Annotated in this window: 20 protein-coding genes; 9 read left to right on the forward strand and 11 right to left on the reverse strand. The window is 69.3% G+C overall.

Going from position 1 to position 19,605, the window contains the following annotated elements:
- Positions 1-37: 37 nt before the first annotated feature.
- The 6 genes from OG884_RS14825 to OG884_RS14850 form a co-directional block, all read right to left on the reverse strand.
- Positions 38-319, reverse strand: a complete 282-nt coding sequence (locus OG884_RS14825; RefSeq protein ID WP_030905552.1) for a metal-sensitive transcriptional regulator — start codon at positions 317-319, stop codon at positions 38-40.
- Positions 320-337: 18 nt separating this feature from the next.
- A complete protein-coding gene (locus tag OG884_RS14830; protein ID WP_326645932.1) occupies positions 338-1,414 on the reverse strand; it encodes a glycosyltransferase in 1,077 nt (358 codons plus the stop codon).
- Complete coding sequence (locus tag OG884_RS14835) at positions 1,411-2,205, reverse strand: hypothetical protein (RefSeq protein ID WP_326646926.1); 795 nt, start codon at positions 2,203-2,205, stop codon at positions 1,411-1,413. Before OG884_RS14835 ends, OG884_RS14830 begins: the two co-directional genes overlap by 4 nt.
- Positions 2,206-2,374: 169 nt before the next feature.
- Positions 2,375-4,525, reverse strand: a complete 2,151-nt coding sequence (locus tag OG884_RS14840) for a heterodisulfide reductase-related iron-sulfur binding cluster (RefSeq protein WP_326645933.1) — start codon at positions 4,523-4,525, stop codon at positions 2,375-2,377.
- Positions 4,526-4,703: 178 nt separating this feature from the next.
- The gene (locus OG884_RS14845; protein WP_326645934.1) at positions 4,704-5,333 is read right to left on the reverse strand and encodes a TetR/AcrR family transcriptional regulator; all 630 of its coding nucleotides are present in this window, start codon (positions 5,331-5,333) and stop codon (positions 4,704-4,706) included.
- 11 nt (positions 5,334-5,344) lie between these two features.
- Complete coding sequence (locus OG884_RS14850) at positions 5,345-6,154, reverse strand: sugar phosphate isomerase/epimerase family protein (RefSeq protein WP_326645935.1); 810 nt, start codon at positions 6,152-6,154, stop codon at positions 5,345-5,347.
- Between the two features lie 351 nt (positions 6,155-6,505).
- Between OG884_RS14850 and OG884_RS14855 the strand changes: the two genes are divergently transcribed.
- The 5 genes from OG884_RS14855 (at position 6,506) to disA (ending at position 10,715) form a co-directional block, all read left to right on the forward strand.
- Positions 6,506-7,204: a class I SAM-dependent methyltransferase gene (locus tag OG884_RS14855; RefSeq protein ID WP_326645936.1), complete on the forward strand. Its 699-nt coding sequence runs from the start codon at positions 6,506-6,508 to the stop codon at positions 7,202-7,204.
- Positions 7,205-7,317: 113 nt separating this feature from the next.
- Positions 7,318-7,698, forward strand: coding sequence for a MerR family transcriptional regulator (locus OG884_RS14860; protein WP_326645937.1), 381 nt, complete (start codon positions 7,318-7,320; stop codon positions 7,696-7,698).
- Positions 7,695-8,009: a thioredoxin gene (trxA, locus tag OG884_RS14865; protein WP_326645938.1), complete on the forward strand. Its 315-nt coding sequence runs from the start codon at positions 7,695-7,697 to the stop codon at positions 8,007-8,009. Before OG884_RS14860 ends, trxA begins: the two co-directional genes overlap by 4 nt.
- A gap of 91 nt (positions 8,010-8,100) precedes the next feature.
- Positions 8,101-9,504: a DNA repair protein RadA gene (gene radA, locus OG884_RS14870; RefSeq protein ID WP_326645939.1), complete on the forward strand. Its 1,404-nt coding sequence runs from the start codon at positions 8,101-8,103 to the stop codon at positions 9,502-9,504.
- 134 nt (positions 9,505-9,638) lie between these two features.
- Positions 9,639-10,715: a DNA integrity scanning diadenylate cyclase DisA gene (gene disA, locus OG884_RS14875; protein WP_326646927.1), complete on the forward strand. Its 1,077-nt coding sequence runs from the start codon at positions 9,639-9,641 to the stop codon at positions 10,713-10,715.
- 21 nt (positions 10,716-10,736) lie between these two features.
- On the opposite strand, the gene OG884_RS14880 is transcribed toward disA, so the two are convergent.
- Complete coding sequence (locus tag OG884_RS14880; RefSeq protein WP_326645940.1) at positions 10,737-11,420, reverse strand: hypothetical protein; 684 nt, start codon at positions 11,418-11,420, stop codon at positions 10,737-10,739.
- Between the two features lie 154 nt (positions 11,421-11,574).
- Here OG884_RS14880 and OG884_RS14885 point away from each other — a divergent pair, with 154 nt between their 5' ends.
- The gene (locus tag OG884_RS14885) at positions 11,575-12,450 is read left to right on the forward strand and encodes an A/G-specific adenine glycosylase (RefSeq protein WP_326645941.1); all 876 of its coding nucleotides are present in this window, start codon (positions 11,575-11,577) and stop codon (positions 12,448-12,450) included.
- A 229-nt stretch (positions 12,451-12,679) separates the two neighbouring features.
- Here OG884_RS14885 and OG884_RS14890 read toward each other — a convergent pair whose 3' ends face one another.
- Positions 12,680-12,910: a hypothetical protein gene (locus tag OG884_RS14890; protein ID WP_326645942.1), complete on the reverse strand. Its 231-nt coding sequence runs from the start codon at positions 12,908-12,910 to the stop codon at positions 12,680-12,682.
- A 134-nt stretch (positions 12,911-13,044) separates the two neighbouring features.
- Between OG884_RS14890 and OG884_RS14895 the strand changes: the two genes are divergently transcribed.
- Entirely contained in the window at positions 13,045-14,142 is a 1,098-nt protein-coding gene (locus tag OG884_RS14895; protein ID WP_326645943.1) for an IS630 family transposase, read from the forward strand.
- An 87-nt stretch (positions 14,143-14,229) separates the two neighbouring features.
- Here the strand turns inward: OG884_RS14895 and OG884_RS14900 are convergent, their stop codons facing one another.
- Together OG884_RS14900 and OG884_RS14905 are read right to left on the reverse strand one after the other, a co-directional pair.
- Positions 14,230-14,559, reverse strand: a complete 330-nt coding sequence (locus OG884_RS14900; RefSeq protein WP_326645944.1) for a hypothetical protein — start codon at positions 14,557-14,559, stop codon at positions 14,230-14,232.
- Between the two features lie 347 nt (positions 14,560-14,906).
- Entirely contained in the window at positions 14,907-15,962 is a 1,056-nt protein-coding gene (locus OG884_RS14905; RefSeq protein WP_326645945.1) for a hypothetical protein, read from the reverse strand.
- 279 nt (positions 15,963-16,241) lie between these two features.
- Between OG884_RS14905 and OG884_RS14910 the strand changes: the two genes are divergently transcribed.
- Both OG884_RS14910 and OG884_RS14915 read left to right on the forward strand, forming a co-directional pair.
- Positions 16,242-16,988, forward strand: coding sequence for a GntR family transcriptional regulator (locus tag OG884_RS14910; protein ID WP_326645946.1), 747 nt, complete (start codon positions 16,242-16,244; stop codon positions 16,986-16,988).
- Positions 16,989-17,020: 32 nt separating this feature from the next.
- Positions 17,021-18,109 carry an alanine racemase gene (locus tag OG884_RS14915; RefSeq protein ID WP_326645947.1) on the forward strand — a complete coding sequence of 363 codons (1,089 nt, stop codon included), beginning with the start codon at positions 17,021-17,023 and terminating at the stop codon, positions 18,107-18,109.
- Between the two features lie 196 nt (positions 18,110-18,305).
- Here OG884_RS14915 and OG884_RS14920 read toward each other — a convergent pair whose 3' ends face one another.
- Positions 18,306-19,256, reverse strand: coding sequence for a TIM barrel protein (locus OG884_RS14920; RefSeq protein WP_326645948.1), 951 nt, complete (start codon positions 19,254-19,256; stop codon positions 18,306-18,308).
- Positions 19,257-19,605: the final 349 nt, after the last annotated feature.

Below are 19,605 nucleotides of genomic sequence, written 5' to 3' on the forward strand. Positions count from 1 at the left end.
GGTCCGGGACGTGGTCGGAAAAATAGTCAGTGACTAGTCACGAACGGACGAGACGGGCGATCGCGGCCGACGCCTCCTTGACCTTCTCCTGCGCCTCCGGACCCCCGATGTTGATGGCGTCGGCGACGCAGTGACCGATGTGATCCTCAAGCAGGCCGAGTGCCACCGCCTGGAGCGCCCGCGTGGCGGCGGACACCTGGGTCAGCACGTCAATGCAGTAGGCGTCCTCTTCGACCATCCGCTGCAGACCTCTGATCTGCCCCTCGATCCGCCGTAACCGGGTCAGATAAGCCTGTTTGTCACCGCTATACCCATGCATGTGCCAACGGTACCCGTGTCAGGCGCAGCGGGATGTAGCCGCGATCAGTTTCTCCCAGCGGCCCGCCACCGAACCCGCCCCATGGGCCGCCGCGGCCTCCAGCGCCCCCGCCGCGAGCTCCCGCCGACGCCGCTCGTCGTCGATGAGCGCGAGCAGCGCGGACGCGTACGCCTCGATCTCGCCCTCCCCCTCGGCCACCAGGACCCCGCTCCGCCCGTCGGCCACGAACTCGCCCGCTCCCCGCGGGCTGTCGAACGCGATCACCGGCACCCCGCTGGCCATCGCCTCGATCACGGTCATCCCGAGCATCTCCGTCCTGGAGGTGGTCGCCACGATCGAGGCCTTGGCGAACTCACCGGTCAGGTCGGAGGTGGTGCCCATGAAGTAGACGTGGTTGTGCAGGTCGAGGGCGCCGACGAGGGCTCGCAGGCGCTTCTCCTCGGGACCCCCGCCGTACAGGCGCAGCCGCCAGTCGGGGCGCTTGCCCGCGACGACGGCGAACGCGCGGATCAACCGGTCGTGGGCCTTCGCCGGCACCAGGCGCCCGCCTGCGGCGACGATGCGGTTGTCCATCCGCGAGCGCGGCCACGGCCCGGCGGGCAGCGCGTCCGGGATCATGCCGACCTCGACGTTCCCGTCCAGCAGGCGGTCCCACTCCTGCCTGCTCGTCTCGGTGGCGGCGGCGACCGCGTCCAGGCGCGGATAGAGCTTCCTGATCGGCCCCGGCACGGGCGGGCGGCCCCACTCGCGGGCGACCCGCACGACGCCACGCGGCGCGTGCCTGGCCACCTGGACGCTCAGGCCGGGTCGGGTGCTGATGAGCACGTCGGCCTTCAGGCCCCGCAGCCGCCGCCAGAGGGCGACCTCGGTGCGCATCTGGCCCCGCGGGAGCAGGTGCCGCACCCCCGGCTGGGCGTCGACCACCCAGGACAGCTTCACCCCGGACGCCACCGGGAAGAACGGCTTCTCCCGCTGGCGGCGGACGCTGAGGATCTCGACATCGTGACGTGCTGCCAGCTCTCCCGCGAGGTTGACCACCGAGCGAGTGTCACCGCGCATGCCGTAGACGGAGGGGACGAGCAGGCAGATCCTCACCCGCCGACCTCGATCCTGAGCTCGTCGTCCGCCGTGTAGCAGGGTCGGATCGGTACCCCGTCGATCTGCGCGGCGGGATAGTGCAGACGACGGCGCTTGCCGTCGACGTCATCCAGCCGGGAACCCAGCCGGAGCGGTGTGTCCACGCCGCGCACCCGCAGTGAGGGTTCCCAGGTACCGGTCTGGTCGGGAGCCGCGGCGAGCACGTCGCAGAGCGAGAGCGCGGCGTGGAAGCGCACGCCCTGGACCGTTGCAATGGAGGTCAGCTCGGCGTCGGGCCGGCTGCGGCGCAGGGCGAGCCGCGCCTCGTGCCGGGCCTCGTCGTCGTCGAGGCCGGTGAAGGCCAGCAGCCCGGTGACCTCGAAGCGGCCCTCCCGAAACCATACGGAACGGACCTCCGCCGTCGGCCGGGCGTCGTCGATCTTCAAGGCCAGGAAGCCGTTACGGGTCCGGTAGGCGCGGTAGGCCAGCGTGCGGCGGCTCAGCGCGTACGCGTCCAGGTGGTCGAGGGAGAACCCGGGGTCGACGCTGCGCAGCCGCGTGCGCGCCGCACCCTGTTGCAGGTAGGTGTCCCAGCGGCCGGGCCCCAGCGCCAGCGGGGCGAGCGAGACCGCCAGTGCCGCCTCGCGTATCTGAACGCCCGGCGCTCCCAGCGGCACCCGGCTCTCGACCGCGGTGGCCCGGTTGCGCAGGACCAGTTCGGTGCCGTCGGCCAGCGGCTCGTCGACGGTCAGCCGAAGTGAGAGAACATCGGCCAGGGTAACCTCGGCATCGCTGACGACGACAGGCATCGTCAAGCCCCCTCCCCGTTGAATGAGCTACGCGACGTTGAGGTTACCGTGATTTGACCGTTATGTGAAAGGAAGGTTTTCGGACCTAACTTCCTTTTCCCGATAACTTGACCGCACGTCAGGTACGGCATGCGAAAAAATGCCGCACCTGACGTTCAGACATCGGGTGTCAGGAAGCCTCGACGGGCTGGCCCTTGATCGACTTGATCAGCAGCTGGGAGACGTCGACGACCTCCAGCGTCTCCCTGGCCTCGCCCGTGTTCTTCTTCTCGTTGATCGAGTCACCGAGCATGACCAGGCAGAACGGGCAGGCCGTGGAGATGGTGTCCGGGTCCGTCGTCAGCGCCTCGTCCACGCGCTCGGTGTTGATCCGCTTTCCGAGCCGCTCCTCCATCCACATCCGCGCGCCCCCCGCGCCGCAGCAGAAGCCGCGGTCCTTGTGACGGTGCATCTCCTGGGTCCGCACGCCGGGCACCTTCGCCATGATGTCGCGGGGCTGGGAGTAGACCTTGTTGTGGCGGCCGAGGAAGCACGGGTCGTGGTAGGTGATCTTCTCCTCGATCGGCGTGACCGGGACCAGCTTGCCCTCGTCCACGAGCTTGGCCAGCAGCTGGGTGTGGTGCACCACCTCGTAGGTGCCACCCAGCTGCGGGTATTCGTTGGCGAGGGTGTTGAAACAGTGCGGGCAGGTCGCGACGATCTTCTTGACCCCGGCCTCGTTCAGCGTCTCGATGTTCTGCTTGGCCAGCATGTCGAAGAGGAACTCCATGCCCAGGCGGCGGGCCGGGTCACCGGTGCACGCCTCCATCGGGCCGAGCACCGCGAACTTGACACCCGCGACGTGCAGCAGCTCCGCGACCGCCTTGGTGGTCTTCTTGGCCCGGTCCTCCAGCGCGCCGGCGCAGCCGACCCAGAACAGGTACTCGGTGTCCTCGGGCATCTTCTCGTCGATGAGCTGGACCTCGATCGGGTCGACCTCGCGGCTCGCGAGCTCCTCGATCCAGTCGGCCCGCTTCATCTCGGACATCCCCCACGGGTTGCCCTTGTTCTCCAGGTTCTTGACCATGACGCCGGCCTCGGAGGGGAAGTTGGACTCCACCATCACCTGGTAGCGGCGCATGTCGAGGATGTGGTCGATGTGCTCGATGTCCACCGGGCACTGCTCGACGCAGGCGCCACAGTTGGTGCAGGACCACAGCACGTCGGGGTGGATGACACCGTCCTCGCCGACCAGCGGCTTCTCCAGCAGGGCCAGCACGTCCTCGTGCAGGTCGGCGCGCTGCTCCTCGGTGGCCATCAGGTACGGCGCGATCTTGAAGGCGTGGTCGCGCTGGTCCAGGATCAGCATCTTCGGCGACAGCGGCTTGTCGGTGTTCCACGCCGGGCACTGCGACTGGCAGCGGCCGCACTCGGTGCAGGTGTAGAAGTCGAGGAAGCCCTTCCAGGTGGTGTCCTCGATCTTGCCCCGGCCGAGCCTGTCACCGTCGAGGTCCTCGTCCTCGAAGTCGACGATCTTGCCGTCGATCCGCATCGGCTGGGCCGCGCCGTTGCCGTCCGGGCGTCGGGAGAAGGCCACGTTCATCGGCGCGGTGAAGATGTGCAGGTGCTTGGAGTTCACCACGATCACCAGGAACACCAGCATGACGCCGATGTGCAGGAGCAGGCCGACGTGCTCCAGCGCCTCGTTGGCCGCCTCTCCCAGCGGCCGCAGCAGCGCGGCCGTCGCGTCGGAGGCGAACGCCCCCGAGGCGTAGGGCAGGTTGCCGGTGTTGGCCGCCGCGCCACGGAAGAGGAACATCGTCCAGATCACATTGAAGATCATGAAGAGGACGAGCCAGGCGCCGCCGAGGTGCGACCCGGAGAAGCGGGACTTGCGGCCCAGCTTCTTCGGAGCGTTCTTGACCCTGATGGTCGCGAAGGCGATGAGTCCCAGCAGGGCCGCGACCGCGATGAAGTCCTGCAGGAAACCCAGGATCGGCCACGTCCCGATGAGGGGGATGTGGAAGTCGGGGGTCCCGGTGACGGCCCCCTGGATCAGCGAGCCGTACGCCTCCAGATAGACGGTCGCCAGGATGAAGAACGCCCACATGACAAAGAAGTGCGCGACGCCCGACGCGGTCCACTTCAGCAGCTTCCGCTGCCCGAAGACCTCGACCAGCTGAGCCTTGATCTCCTCGCCGAGGTTGTTCTTCGCGTACTCGACGCGCTCGGGCGCGCCCGGCCCGATGGTGGCGAGCTTGTACAAGAACAACACGCGGCGCGCGGCAAGCGCGAGCGCCACGGCTGTCATGACCAGCCCGATTATCGCTACCCAGAGCACGGGTCCTCCCACAGACGACGTTGGCTGACAGCGTACGACTGTCGGTCATCCACGCTGACGACGGGTCTCCATAAATCCTACTTAGCGGTAACTTAACTTCAAACCGAAGGCTCACGGCGACCGCGGCCACCCTACGGCCGGCACCGCTCCCAGAACAATGCTCTACATACCGCCGAGGTTAGGCGGGCGCGTCGAGATAGCGCTGGATCGTGGGTGCGAGCAGCTCGACCAGCTCCTCGACGTCCACCGAGGCCAGCGGCTCCAACTTGAGCACGTAGCGCACCAGGACCACGCCGAACAGCTGCGCGAAGGCCGCCTCCATCCGGATCGGCGGGACTCCCAGCACCTCCGCGACCCGGGCCAGCAGCGCCTGCGTCATGAACTCGCGGATCATGACGACCATCTGGTCGTTGGTCATCGCGGTGCGGACCAGCGCCAGCAGCGGCTGGCGGGCCCCGGCATCCGAGGTGACGGTCAGGATGAACCGGGCCAGCCGCTCGCCGACCTCCTCTCGCGGCCCCGCCAGGACCGCCGAGACGACGCTCTCGGGGGTGATCGGCAGCTCCATGGCCTCGACGAACATCCCCTCCTTGCCGGCGAAGTAATGGTGGACCAGCGCCGGATCCACCCCCGCCTGCCGGGCGATGCCCCGGATGGTCGCCCTGTCGAACCCCTTCTCCGCGAAGGTCTCGCGCGCCGCCGCGAGAATCTGCCCTCGGGTGTCGGCCGATCCCGGCCTGCGCCCCGGGCGCCTTCTGACCGCTCCGGACTCATCCCGGGAGGACCGGTTCGCGGGCGGCGTGCTCACGACGGGCTCACTCATACGTTGGTGGACGCGGCGAGGTGCAGCCGGGCGAAGGCCAGCGCCTCGGCGAGATCGTCGATCCGCTCGGTGCGGCTGACGGCCTTGCGCGTGTTGATCTCCAGTACGACCAGCCCTGAGTAGCCGTTGCCCGCCATCCGCTCCAGGATCGGCGCGCACGGCTGACCACCCCGCCCGGGAACCAGGTGCTCGTCCTTGTTCGCCATCCCCACACCGTCGGCCAGGTGCAGGTGGGCAAGCCTGTCGCCGAGCTTGGTGAACATCTCCATGGCGTCGGACCCGGACACGGCCGTGTGCGAAAGATCCAGCGTGACCTGCGGGAAGTCGTAGTCGACCGGATTCCAGTCGGGTGAGTAGGGGACCACCTCATTGCCCCTGGCCTTCAGCGGGAACATGTTCTCCACCGCGAAGACCACGTCGGTCTCCTCGCGCATCCTGGCAAGGCCGAGCTCGAAGTCGCGCGCGTAGTCGCGCTGCCAGCGGAACGGTGGGTGCACCACGACGGTCCTGGCACCGACCCGCTCGGCGGCGCGCTGCGCCCGCTGGAGCTTCGCCCACGGGTCCTTGCCCCACACCCGCTGCGTCACCAGCAGACACGGCGCGTGGATGGCCAGGATCGGCAGTTGGTAATGGTCCGACAGGCGCTCCAGGACGTCGATGTCCTGGCTCACGGGGTCTGCGCCCACCATGATCTCCACACCGTCGTATCCCAGACGTGCGGCCAACTCGAAGGCGTCAGGGGTGCGTTCGGGATAAACCGACGCGGTGGACAGCGCGATCTTCGCGCTGGATACACGGACGCTCATACCGCTTCCTCGTCTCCGGCTCGGAGCACACCCTGGCGAACACCGTTGGGCATACCGGCCCGCTCGCTCATGTCGCTCACCTTTGCCAGCCTAAGCGGGTCCGGCGAGCAGTGCTGTCCGCCACCACCGACACGACCGAGATCACACCTCATGTTCGGCGACGGGACCTCCGGGGCCGCCCCGGAAGCCGACGGGACCTCCGGGGCCGCCCCGGAAGCCGACGGGACCTCCGGGGCCACCCCGGAAGCCGGCCGAGTTCGAACCGGCCGGGGCCTGACCGACGCCCACCTCGGCCGGAGGAGACGGGAAGCCGCTCTCCTCGGGGAGCGGAGGAGTCATTACGGTAAGGACATGCCGAGGTTCGCCAGGGGCGTCATCCCCAGCCCCAACATCTGGAACACGCCCCAGACCTACGAGCTGGAGAACCGGGCGGTGGATCCCGAGGGACGCGCCGAGGCCGCGATGGCGGCCGTCAGGTCGTGGACAGGGGCGACGGTCCTCGACATCGGCTGCGGTACCGGCTATCACCTGCCGGCCATGGCCGCCACCGCCGCCCGCGTGATCGGCGTCGAACCCCACGAGGACCTCGTACGGCTGGCCGGGCGCCGCTGCCACGCCCTGCGGAACGTCGAGGTCCACGCCGCCACCGCCCAGGCCCTCCCGGTGCCCGACGCCTCCGTGGACGTGGCCGTCGCCCGCTGGGCCTACTTCTTCGGCCCCGGCTGCGAGCCCGGCCTGGCCGAGCTCTCCCGGGTGATGCGGCGCGGCGGCGCGGCCTTCGTGATCGACATCGACACCACCCGCGGCGCCTTCGGCCGCTGGTTCAGCCAGTCCATCCCCGCGTACTCGGCCAGGGCCGTCGAGAACTTCTGGAACCGCCAGGGCTGGCAGGTGGAGAAACTCGACCTGCGCATGTCCTTCGAGCGCCGCGCCGATCTGGAGGCGGTGCTCCGCATCGAGTTCACCCCCGCGGTCGCCGACCTCGCCATCGCCGAGACCCCAGGCCTGGAGATCGCCTACCCCAACCTGCTGCGCTGGAGGCGGTTCTGAGCCTCGCCCGCGGATGCCGGCCGGCCCCGCGCGGGCGAGCGGGGAACAACGGGACACCGGCTTGACCTTGACGTTGATGTCAAGGTTTATCGTCGGGCCATGAGGAGGTCCGGATGCGGATCGGCGAGCTGGCGCGGCGGGCGGGTGTCAGCACCCGGGCACTGCGCTACTACGAGCAGCAGGGGCTGATCACGGCCCGGCGCTCGGCCAACGGCTACCGGGAGTACGGGGAGACCGATCTGCGGCTCGTCTCCGAGATCCGGTCACTGCTCGCCGTCGGCTTCACCCTGGAGGACGCCCGCCCGTTCGTGGCCTGCCTGCGGGCCGGCCACGATTCCGGGGGGTCGTGCCCGGAGTCCGTGGCCGTCTACCAGCGCAAGCTGGCGGAGATCGACGACGAGATCCGCACGCTGCTCACCCGGAGGGCGGAGGTGGCGGCGCAGCTGACCACCGCCTGCCCAGGATGCGTACTGAGGAAAGTGGGAAAACCATGATCACACTGACCGGCGAGAACTTCGACGAGCAGGTGCTGCGGAGCGACAAGCCTGTCCTGGTCGACTTCTGGGCCGAGTGGTGCGGACCGTGCAAGATGATCGCGCCGGTCCTGGCGGAGATCGAGGCCGAGTACGGCGACCGCCTCACGATCGCCAAGCTCAACGCCGACGACCACCCCGAGATCGCCGCGAGGTACGGCGTCCTCGGCCTGCCGACGCTCAACCTCTACAAGAACGGCGAGGTGGTGCGGCAGATCAAGGGTGCCAAGCCCAAGCGCCTGCTCCTGGCCGACCTCGAAGGCCACATCTGACGTGCCGCCTGGCGCCTCTTCCGGCGACCTTCACCCGGTGCGGCCGCCGTACCGGGTGAAAGTTGTCGGCTCCTCCGGGTAACGTGCGGCCATGGCGAAGAAGGCTGGTGGCTACCGCTGTGCCGAGTGCGGGTGGCAGACGGCCAAGTGGGTGGGGCGCTGCGGCGAGTGCCAGGCCTGGGGAACGGTCGAGGAGGAGACGGCGCCCGCGGGCGCGCGGGTGGCCTCCGCCGGGGCGGTGTCGGCGCCGGCGGTGCCGATCGGCCAGGTCAAGGCCGAGGTGGCGCACGCGCGTGGCACCGGGGTGCCCGAGCTCGACCGGGTCCTCGGCGGCGGCCTGGTGCCCGGAGCCGTCGTGCTGCTGGCCGGTGAGCCCGGCATCGGCAAGTCCACCCTCCTGCTGGAGGCGGCGGCCAAGATCGCCCGGCAGCAGACCGTCCTCTACATCACGGGCGAGGAGTCGGCCGCCCAGGTGCGGATCAGGGCCGACCGGATCGGCGCCATCCAGGACCTCCTCTACCTGGCCGCGGAGACCGAGTTAGGCGCGCTGGTCTCGCACGTCGAGAAGGTCCGGCCCGACCTGCTCATCGTCGACTCCGTGCAGACGATCGGCTCGGCCCAGGCGACCGGCGTGCCCGGCGGGGTGACCCAGGTCAGGGAGGTCGCGGGAAATCTGGTGCGGCTGGCCAAGGAGCGAGGCATGGCCACCGTGCTGGTCGGCCACGTCACCAAGGAGGGCTCGATCGCCGGCCCCCGCACGCTGGAGCACCTCGTCGACGTCGTGCTCCACTTCGAGGGCGACCGGCACTCCCGGCTCCGCCTGGTCCGCGCGATCAAAAACCGGTACGGCCCCGTCGACGAGGTCGGCTGCTTCGACCTGCACGAGAGCGGCATCGAGGGTATCGCCGACGCCAGCGGCCTGTTCGTCTCGCACCGCACCGACCCGGTGCCCGGCACGTGCGTCACGGTCACCCTGGAGGGCACCCGGCCACTGCCTGCCGAGGTCCAGGCACTGGTCGCCAGGACCGAGGCCCAGCAGCCGCGCCGCTCCTCCTCGGGGCTCGACACCTACCGGGTGACGATGGTGCTGGCCGTGCTGGAGCGGCGGCTCAACGCCAAGCTGGGCGGGTGCGACGTCTTCACCGCGACCGTCGGCGGGATCAAGCTCAGCGATCCCGCGGTCGACCTGTCGGTGATGCTGGCGGTCGCCAGCGCGGCCGGCGACAAGGCACTCCCCGCCGGCCTGGTGGTGCTCGGCGAGGTGGGCCTGGCAGGGGAGCTGCGCCCGGTGCGCGACGTGCGGCGCCGGCTGTCGGAGGCCGCGCGGCTGGGCTTCACCCGGGCACTGGTCCCCGCGGGCTCCCTCGAGGTGGGCAAGAAACGCAACGGTGACCACTCCCTGGTTCCGGTGGCCGGGCGCGGCGCACCCTTCGCACCCGGCTTCGACGTCGTCGAGGCGGAGAACGTCTGGGATGCCCTCACCCACGTCACCTGAGGCGTCACGCTCCTGGCGGCGCGACGTCCCACGGCCCTCGGGCGCCCCATGGTCATCAGATGATTCCGGGCCGCGCGAGGTCTTCGCCGGTAGGCTGAGCGTTATACGCAGACCACGGGGGTCATGTGGCAGCAATGTACAAAGGGCTCGATGAACGCCGCAGGGGCATCCTGGCCGCGGTCGCACCGGGCACCGCCCTGCGCGACGGCCTGGAGCGCATCCTGCGAGGGCACACGGGCGGTCTGATCGTGCTGGGATACGACAGCACCGTCGAGGAGATCTGCAGCGGCGGGTTCGAGCTGGACGTCGAGTTCTCCGCGACACGGCTGCGCGAGCTGGCCAAGATGGACGGCGCCATCGTCCTCAACTCCGGCGACCTGCGGATCGTGCGCGCGGCCGTGCACCTGATGCCCGATCCGTCCCTGCCCACCGACGAGTCGGGAACCCGGCACCGCACCGCCCAGCGTGTGGCCCTTCAAACCTCCTTTCCGGTCATCTCCCTCAGCAAGTCCATGCGGATCATCGCCCTCTATCTCGACGGCATCCGCTACGTGCTGGAGGAGTCGGCGGTCATCCTGTCCAAGTCCAACCAGGCCCTCGCCACGCTGGAGCGCTACAAGCTCCGCCTGGACGAGGTCTCCGGCACGCTCTCGGCGCTGGAGATCGAGGATCTGGTGACGGTCCGCGACATCGCGGTGGTCGCCCAGCGGCTGGAGATGGTCAGGCGCATCTCCGAGGAGATCGCGGGCTACGTGGTCGAGCTCGGTACCGACGGCCGGTTGCTCTCGCTGCAGCTGGACGAGCTGGTGGCCGGCACGGAGAGCGACCTCGAGCTGATCGTGCGCGACTACCTGCCCGCGACGGGCCGCCGCCCGCGCAAGTTCGCCGAGGCACTGCACGAGCTCGACCAGCTCTCCTCCACCGACCTGCTCGACCTCTCGGTCGTCGCCCAGATCCTCGGCCACTCGGGCAACGACGCCCTGGAGACACCCGTGAGCCCCAGGGGCTACCGCCTGCTGGCCAAGGTCCCGCGCCTGCCGGGCACCGTGGTCGAGCGCCTCGTCGACCAGTTCGCCAGCCTGCAGAAGCTCCTGGCCGCCAGCATCGGCGACCTCCAGGAGGTGGGCGGGGTGGGCGAGGCCAGGGCCCGCCACATCCGCGAGGGCCTGTCCCGGCTGGCCGAGTCGTCCATCCTCGAACGCTACGTGTAGGAAACCCCCACCCCGATCCTCCTACCGGAGGTGGAAGACGGCCTTGCGGCTCCTCAGGCCGGGGGCGTGGACCACCGCGACGTAGGTGCCGGGACGCGCGGCGGTGCGGTCGACGGAGCAGTCGTTCCCGGACCTGCGGCGGTCCCACACCAGTTCCCGGACGTAGGGGATGCCCCGGTCGAGCTTGCGGACGTTCTCGGTCTCGCCGCTGACGCAGTCGGAGGACGACCACACACGGTCGTCACCGGAGGTGATGCGCACCTCCATGGTGCGCGGCCCCACGTCCGTGGTGCACATCACCTTGCCGACATTGACGAGGGTGAGGATGAACCGGGGCCGGATGCCCGGCGGGTAGACCGTCCCCTGCCCCTCCATGCTCAGCACGAGCTGCGGGGAGGCGCAGGGCTCACCAGGTCTCCGGGGCCTGGGGGCCGCCTTGCTCTCCCGCGGCTCCGGGGTCGGGCTCGCGGGCGGCGAGGGGATGACCGTCATGGTCGGCAGGATGGCCAGCAGCGGGTCCGGCGCGTCCTTCCGCGCGGCCGAGGTGCCTTCCTCCCTGGCCTCCCGGGCGTCCTGCGGCCTGCTCGTCGACGAGCAGGCCCACGCCACGACGGCGACCACCACGAGCACACCGACGAGCGCGGCCATCCGGCGCCGCCAGTAGATGTCAGCTCCGATATCGCTACGGAACGTGTCGGGATCCATACAGACAGTATGGTTAGTGCTTGCGAGCCGCAGGGGGAGACCCGCCGCTCCCGTCCACGTTTCGGCCATCGATCATCGGCAGAAGACGGATGAAGGCGGGTGAAGGCGGGTGAAGGCGGGTCGAGGGGGCCTGATCCCGCACTATCGTCAAAAGGTGCCCGAGTCGAACCGCTTACTCGAACCCGTCCTCGACTGGTATGCCGGCCATGCCCGCAACCTTCCCTGGCGGGCGCCCGGCGCCTCCCCCTGGTCGATCCTGGTCAGCGAGATCATGCTGCAGCAGACACCGGTGGCCAGAGTGCTGGGCGTCTGGACCGAGTGGATGGAGCGCTGGCCCACGCCCGCCTCCCTCGCCGCCGAGCCCCCCGGTGAGGCCGTACGCCACTGGGGCCGCCTCGGCTACCCCCGCCGGGCACTGAACCTGCACGCCTGCGCCCGCACGATCACCGACCGGCACGATGGCGAGGTCCCCTCGGGGCACGATGCCCTGCTGGCGCTTCCCGGCGTCGGCGAGTACACCGCGGCCGCGGTCGCCAGCTTCGCCTTCGGAGGCCGCCACGCGGTTCTCGACACCAATGTACGGCGGGTCCTGGCGCGGGCCGTCAGCGGCGAGGAGTATCCGCCGAAGGCCACCACGCCCCCCGAGCGCAGGCTCGCCGCCTCGCTGCTCCCCGACGCCGACCGCGCCCCCGTCTGGGCGGTCGCCGTCATGGAGCTTGGCGCACTGGTCTGCACCGCCCGTGCCGCCCGCTGCGCCGACTGCCCGATCAGTGACCTGTGCGCCTGGCGCCTGGCGGGCAAGCCCGCCTACGACGGTCCCGCGCGCAGGGGCCAGACATACGCGGGCACGGACCGCCAGTGCCGCGGCCGCCTCCTCGCGGTGCTGCGCCAGGCCCACGGCCCGGTGCCCAAGGACGCCCTCGACGTGGTCTGGGACGACGCCCCGCAACGAGAGCGCGCCCTTGACGGCCTGATCTCCGACGGCCTGGCCGAGGTCCTCGACGACGGCACCTACCGCCTCCCAGGCTGAACGCGCCACGCTCTCCCGCAACAGCGCGAGCATCGAAATCGAGCCGGGAACGACAGCCATACGCCGTGGCCGGCCGTGCAGCTCGACGCCTACCACGCGCTCTGCGCCGAGCTGCGCCGGGAGTTCAACCCGCCTACGTCCAGGGTGATGGTCAGGATCAGGGTGTTCCGCCGCCAAGCCTCGGCTTGCGGCCTGAACCTCGCAGGAGGACCTACGCTGTGTCGCCGGGTCACCAGCCGGTGCGGTACATCGTCCATGCGATGGCAGCGGCAGCCGCTCGGCGTTGGTAGCCGCGAAGGTTCGGGACGCCCGTCGGCGCGGGCTGCCGACTCATCCGGGTCCAGTACCCGGCGAACGATGCCGCATAGCTGGTGATCACTTCTGGTAGGGCGAGATCCCAGGCCGGGACGCCGATCAGCGTTTTCTCCGCCGACGCTGGAGAGTGGCCCGCCATGATCATATGAGGGACGAGGTCAGCGATGTCCTGCCAGGCGGCTCCCCGGCTAGTGGCCCGTCTCTGAACGTTAACCCGGTAATTGATCTCGGGCGGTGAACCCGGCAGGCTGACTCCTCTGCAACTCTTGGGAGGTGGTCGTGGCTCGTCGACCGGATGTGTTCGTCCGGCCCTTGTCGATGGAGGAGGGCCGCAAACTCCAGCGCATCACCCGGACCGCCAAGGACCCGGTCAAGCTGCGCCGGGCAATCGTGGTGATGATGTCCGGCCAGGGCCAGAGCGCGCCGGACATCACCTCGTTGATGCAGGTCAGCGAGGACTACGTACGCGATGTCATCCATGCCTTCAACGAGCGGGGGTTCGATGCGCTGAACCCAAAATGGAGCGGGGGCCGTCCACCGGCGATCAGTGAGCAGGCGCGCGAGCACATCTGCCTGATCGCCCGGACAGTCCCCGCCGAGTGGGGCATCACCGGCCACTCCACCTGGAGCCTGCGCACACTGGCCGAGCACCTCATCGGCCGGGGCGTGGTCACCTCGATCAGCCGCCAGCACCTGTCGCGGATCCTGCGCGCGGGCAAGGTGACCTGGCAGACCACCACCACATGGAAGTCCTCCAACGACCCACAGTTCATCGCCAAGATGCAGCGTGTACTGGCGTTATACGACCAGCGGCCCACTGCTGGGCGGGTGATCCGCGCCGATGAGTTCGGCCCGCTGAACCTGATGCCCCGTAAGGGCAAACGCTGGCGGCCGGCCGGCGGCCCGGCGCGGCTGCGGGCGACCTACAACCGTTACTTCGGCGTCATGCACATGATCGCCGCGCTGGATCTGGCCACCGGCCAGCTCTACTACCGCATCCGCAGACGCAAGCGGTGGCGGGAGTTTCTGTCCTTCCTCAAGACCCTTCGCGCCCGCTGGCCGGGCGAAAAGCTGTATGTGATCATGGACAACTATTCGCCGCACAAGCATTCCGAGGTCCGCGCCTGGGCCGCCGAGCACGACGTCGAGCTGGTGTTCCTGCCTACCTACGGGTCGTGGTTGAACTGGATCGAGTCCGAATTCGCCGCCTTGCGCTACTACGCCCTCAACGGCACCGACCACCGCACCCACGACGAGCAGAACGCGGCGATCGGCGCTTACGTCCGCTGGCGCAACGCTCGCGCTCAACCCAAGACCAGCTTCGCCGCCAGCTCACCCATCCGTAGCTGGACCAGTTACCCGTCCAAGGTTGCGTGACAGGCCACTAGTGATGCACACCACCGCCGCAGGGAGTTGGGGGCGCGACGGCACTGGAGATCAGGTCTCGCCGTACCGTCACGCGGCTTAGGGCGGATCTATCGGTTCGGCGTAGTGCTTGCCGAGTCGTCCGGCGATGCGGCGCGCGACCTGCGGCATGTTGTCGGTCGGTGCCTGGTCGGCGGGCTCTTCGAGGAAGCAGGCTCCCCAGCAGAAGACCGTGCCCGCCTGGTCGGCCCATACGGTCAGCTCGGCACTGATCACGAGGCGGGGCCGGCCCTGGTCGTAGGCGATCTCTGGGTAGATGCGGTGGGTGTGCAGTTCGGTGCGCAGGTGCTTGAGGGCGCTGATGGTACCGGGGCGCCAGGTGGCCGCGCTCAGCCGGTCGCCTGCCAGGGTGCCGGGGTGCGGGATCACGGGCGCCTCCTTTTCCACGACGAGGGGCGTGGCCTCGGGGCTTGCTCGGTGTGCGCTGGGGCAGGGCGCGGGGGTGGGGAACGAGCCCCGGGGTCACCGGGAGTGGCGGCTCCGTGCTGGCCGCGCCGGGGGGCGGCGTGGCGCCGTATGGTGAGGTCCGCCACAGGTCGACTTCGGTCTGTTGCATGAGGTTCCACAGGGCGATGGCGCTTTGCGCGTAGAGGATGCGGCACTCCTGAGGGTCGGTACAGTTCCATGCCTCGAAGCGGCGGTGGCGCAAGCTCCAGATGACGAACCAGTCGGGTGCGTGCTGTTGGACCTGCTGGGCGGCTCGGGCCGCGTCGAGGTCAGCAAGGGTCAACATGCTCGGCACCGATCACGTCGGCCAGCAGCGGCAGCCCGCCGCGCACCACGTCGGTAGCCTCCCGCGCGCTCAGGATGGCGTGGTGTTCGGCGAGCTGGGTGGCGGCTTCGGCCAGGGCGAGCGCGGAGCTGAGGATCGGTGCTCCGGCGTGGTTGAGTTCGGGGCTGGTCCACCAGAAGCTTTCGCCGTCGGTGTAGGCCAGCAGCCCGTAATGGACGGACACGATGGCGTTGCCGGAGGTGAACTCGTGGACGTCGGCCACGATGCCGTGGACGTCGGCCAGGAGAGCGGCCAGGTCCTCGGCGTGCCGCACGGGGGACGGCCGCGCGGCGGGGGACAGCCGCTCGGCGGCGGTCGACAACGCGGCGGCGATCGTCCGAGCTGCGGGACTGCCGCCGCACCAACTGGTGGGGCGTCGCCCCGTTCCGGAGTCTCGTTCATGCCGCGACCTCCTGACGATACGGGGCGAGCAGGGGAGAAGGCAGGGAGGTCGGTGGGTGGCCCCGGCCGAAGGCGCTGGCCGCCCCGGCCGGAGGACCTGGTGCGGCTGACGCCGCTCACTCGCGTCGGGGAGGTGCGCGAGCTGCTGGAGTACGGTGGTGTGGTGCGGAGGCGTGCTTGCGAGCGCGGGCCGCGACGCAGGCTCGGCGGCGGGCGCACGGGTCGCGGGCGAGTGCCAGGCGGGCCGCGCGGTCCTGCCGGGTCTCGATGGGGCGGGGCGTCGGCCGTCGTCGCGCCCCGGCGGTGCGACGACGGCGGGGCGGATGTCTGGGCGAGGGAAGGGCCGGGGTGTGCCCCTGGGCAGCGGCGTCGGCGTGGCCGGGGCGGGCTGCTCAGGACGGCACTGCGCGGGCACGAGGGGGATGATCTCGGCGTCGGCGAACGCCTCGGAGGCGGGCAGCAGGACGCCGAGGCGGCGGGCCTCCAAGCGGATGGCCATCAGCTCCCGGGACGGCTGGGCGTAGTCGTGGTCGGCGCCCTGGCCGGGGCAGCCGTGCGCATAGGGGGCGTGCCCGCAGAGGGCACAGCCCATTGGCATCGGCGAAGCCTCGACGAAGCAGCCACAGCCGATTGCCGCAGTCCGGTCGAGAACCGGGGTATTAGGGTTGTTCACGGGTCAGGAGCGCCTTCCTGATCAAGGGCCTGTTCGGTGTTCTCAGCACCTAGCAGGCCCGATCTTTTCTCTGACAGCTCAAGGCGGTACTCTAAAAGACAAACGTTTAATGTCTCTAGCTTGGCGCGACTGAGACCCCACGTCAAGAGATGACAAACGTTTGACCCTTATGCTGAGGTAGCTGCGAGAGAGGAAGGCTGGATCATGAAGTTCACGTACAGGGACATAGCCGAAGACCTACGTAAGTTGATCCGGAGTGGAACCTACGCTCCCGGTACGACTCTGCCGTCCGAGACAGCCCTCGCCTCGAACTACGGCGTCTCTCGTAGTCTGGTGAACAAGGCGTTGCAGCTCCTGGCCGCTGAAGGCCTGGTACGTCCCCGGCAGGGAGACGGGACCCGAGTGACTTGGCTTCCGCCCCTGTCTCGGTCCGGCGCCCGCTATCGGCGCGACACGCGTGAGCACGAAGGAGCGAAAGGAGCATTCGACGCTGAGATCCGTGCCATCGGCCTGGAACCGCAGCATGAGATCTCGGTTACGCGGATGACCACTCCGAACGACATCTCCGCCCTCTTTGGCCTCTCGGAGATCACCGTGGTGCGCCGGTCACGTCGCCTGCTTGCCTCCGGTATACCCGTCAGCCTCGTCATTTCCTACATGCCTGCTGACATCGCGGTCGGCACCGCGCTCGAAGAACCTGAGCCGATGATCGTCGGGGGTATCAAGTCCCTGTACGCCGGCCTCGGTCATCCTCAGGTAGAGGCAGACGAGCGGATCTTGGTTCGTCTGCCCACCGACGAAGAGGCGGAGGAGCTGGAGATCAGTGCTGAAAGGCCGGTCTTCGACATTCTTCACACGGGGCGCACGGCTGACGGCCGGACCGTGGAAGTGACCACGACCGTCACGCCCACCAGCTACCTGATCATCGAATCCACGTTCCCGCTCACCTGATCCTCGGCATCCCACATCGATCGGAGATTTTTGTGGACGCTCTCACCGTAAGAGCCCGTGAGCTGGCGGCGGATGGAAGGCTGCCCGCTTACGTGTACGACCTGGCCGCCCTGGACGCGCACGCGGCGGCGGTGCGGGCCGCGCTGCCGGGGATCGAGCTGTACTACGCGGCCAAGGCCAACCCGGACCCGGAGCTGCTGCGGGTGCTGGCCCGGCACGTGGACGGGGTCGAGGTCGCCTCCGGCGGCGAGCTGGAGCACGTGCTGGGCGTGCTCCCCTCGGCCAGGATCGCGTTCGGCGGCCCCGGCAAAACCGACGGCGAACTCCGGCTCGCCCTCGATCGCGGCGTCGAACGGCTGCACGTGGAGAGCCCGAACGAGCTGTGCCGCCTGATCGCCACCGGGCGGGAGGCCGACGTGCTGCTCCGCGCCAACCTCGCCCTCTCGCTGGGGGACGTGGCCCTGGCGATGGGCGGCGGCGCGACCCCCTTCGGCATGGACCCGGCCGGTGTCGACGAATGTCTCGCGCTTCTGGAGCGCCAGGACGCGGTACGCCTGCGCGGCGTTCACGCCCACTTGGCCAGCGGCCTGGACGCCCCGCGCATGCTGGAGGTCGCCGAGGGCGTGCTCGACTACACCCGCGGCCTCGGCCTGACCGAGATCAACCTTGGCGGCGGCATGGCCGTCGACTACGCCGACCCCGGCGCCGTCTTCGACTGGGAGAGCTACGGCAAGGGCCTGGCGGGGCTGCGCCGTCCCGGCGAGACGCTGCGGATCGAGCCCGGCCGGTCGGTGTCGGTCTACTGCGGGCGGTACGTGACCCGTGTGCTGGACGTCAAGCGGGTCCACGGCGAGCTGTTCGCCATCGTGGCAGGCGGGACCCACCACATCCGCACGCCCGCGACCAAGGGCCACGACCAGCCGATGGTCATTGCCGAGAAGGGCGAGCCGGTTACGATCGTTGGCCAGCTCTGCACTCCCAAGGACACCCTCACCCGCCGAGTCCCGGCGGCCTTGGCGACTGGCGACATCGTGCAGTTCCTCATGGCCGGCGCCTACGCCTGGAACATCTCCCACCACGACTTCCTGATGCACCCGCATCCGGAGTTCTCGTACATCTGAGGTGTGCCATCTCGGTGGCACAGAAGCCCTTGGCTCTTGCTGGAGCCGAGGGCTTCGATGATTTCTCGGCGATGAGCGCTGTGACGCAGAGAGATCGTGGCGCCCCTCTCAGATCTGTCTGGCGCCGAGCTCCGTAAATCCAGCCTCAGCGGCGGCACACACTCGACCATTGACACGACGGGGCGGAGGCGGTCAGTCAGGCGGCGAGGCGCAGGCCGAGAGCGGTGAGGCTGGTGCGAGCCCAGTCGAGTTCCTCGGCGATCACGTTGACCAGCGCGCCGGGCCCCTTGGCCCGAAGCGGCACGGCCAGGTCGTGAGTCTCCACCTCGATGTGGGCGGTGCCGTTCACCGCGCCGGAGAGCATCGCGGTGAGGGTGTCCTCCAGGACCGAGCGGGTGCTGGGCAACTCCTGGCGGGCAGCGGCCACATGGTTGTGCACGTGGCCGAGCTTGACGACGGGGGCTCCGGCGTCCGCCAGGCCGCGCAGGGCGACTCCGGGCTCCTCAGCGCCGCCGGAGAGGTAACAGGCATCCAGGCAGACACCCAGGTGCTCGGAGTCGATGCCGGCGACCCTGTCGAGTGCCTGTTTGGTGGTCTCCAGGACGCAGCCGGGCCACGGCTCGAAGCCGACCCTGATCGTCTTGCCGGTGACGCTGTGCAGCCCGCGCAGCTCGCGGGCGAGGCGCTCCAGACGGCGCGAGGCTATCGCGTGCAGATCGGCCGGCCAGTCACGGCGCCAGCCGATGGGGATGGTGGAGATGCTCCCGAAACGGACGTCCGATGGGAGCAGGAAGGCCAGGATCTTGGCGAGTGCCATCGTGTAGCGGTAACGCTCGGGCTTGGCCCAGTCGGGACCGGGGGATTCCTGGTTCCTGCCGCCGGTTCCGTTGAGGCTGACGACCTCCAGGCCGCGCTCCTCAAGAGAGCGGCGCAGGCGCACCAGCTCTATCCTGTCGGCGGTGAGATGGTCGGCGACGCTCGGGGAGAGCCAGAGGCCGACGCCCATGCGCTCCACTCCGAGGCGCTTGCGCACCGGCACCGCGTATCTCGTCAGGTGCGCGATGAGGTTCTCAAGGTCCTCGGCGGGGTGCACGCCCGCGTTGTAGGCCAGGTGAACGAGCGTCCCGTCCTCATGCCGTAAACGCATGCGTGCCTCCCAAACATACTTTCGTGTAAGCCTCTCCGATCGCCCCGCGCCGGTGTTCCAGCGTCGTGAGCCGGAGGCTCTTCCTGCCGGGAGCTCGACCCGGCCGTCCGAAGCATCCCGCGCGGACACCGATCTTCGCGTCACTCACGAAGTTGATTTCTCGGTACGCCGCCAGGCTGACCTCGACGCCGATCTCACCGCGATCAGCACGACCCGCGGGTCACTGTGGTGAGACTCATCGAACTCGCTCTACGAAGTGTAGTACTACCTGTCGTGGCGATACACCTTCTTTGGTAACAAATAGGCAGACCCCGCCGTGAACATCCTCACGGCGGGGTCTGCCCTTTCT

This window comes from Streptosporangium sp. NBC_01755 (assembly GCF_035917995.1).
Classification (GTDB): domain Bacteria; phylum Actinomycetota; class Actinomycetes; order Streptosporangiales; family Streptosporangiaceae; genus Streptosporangium.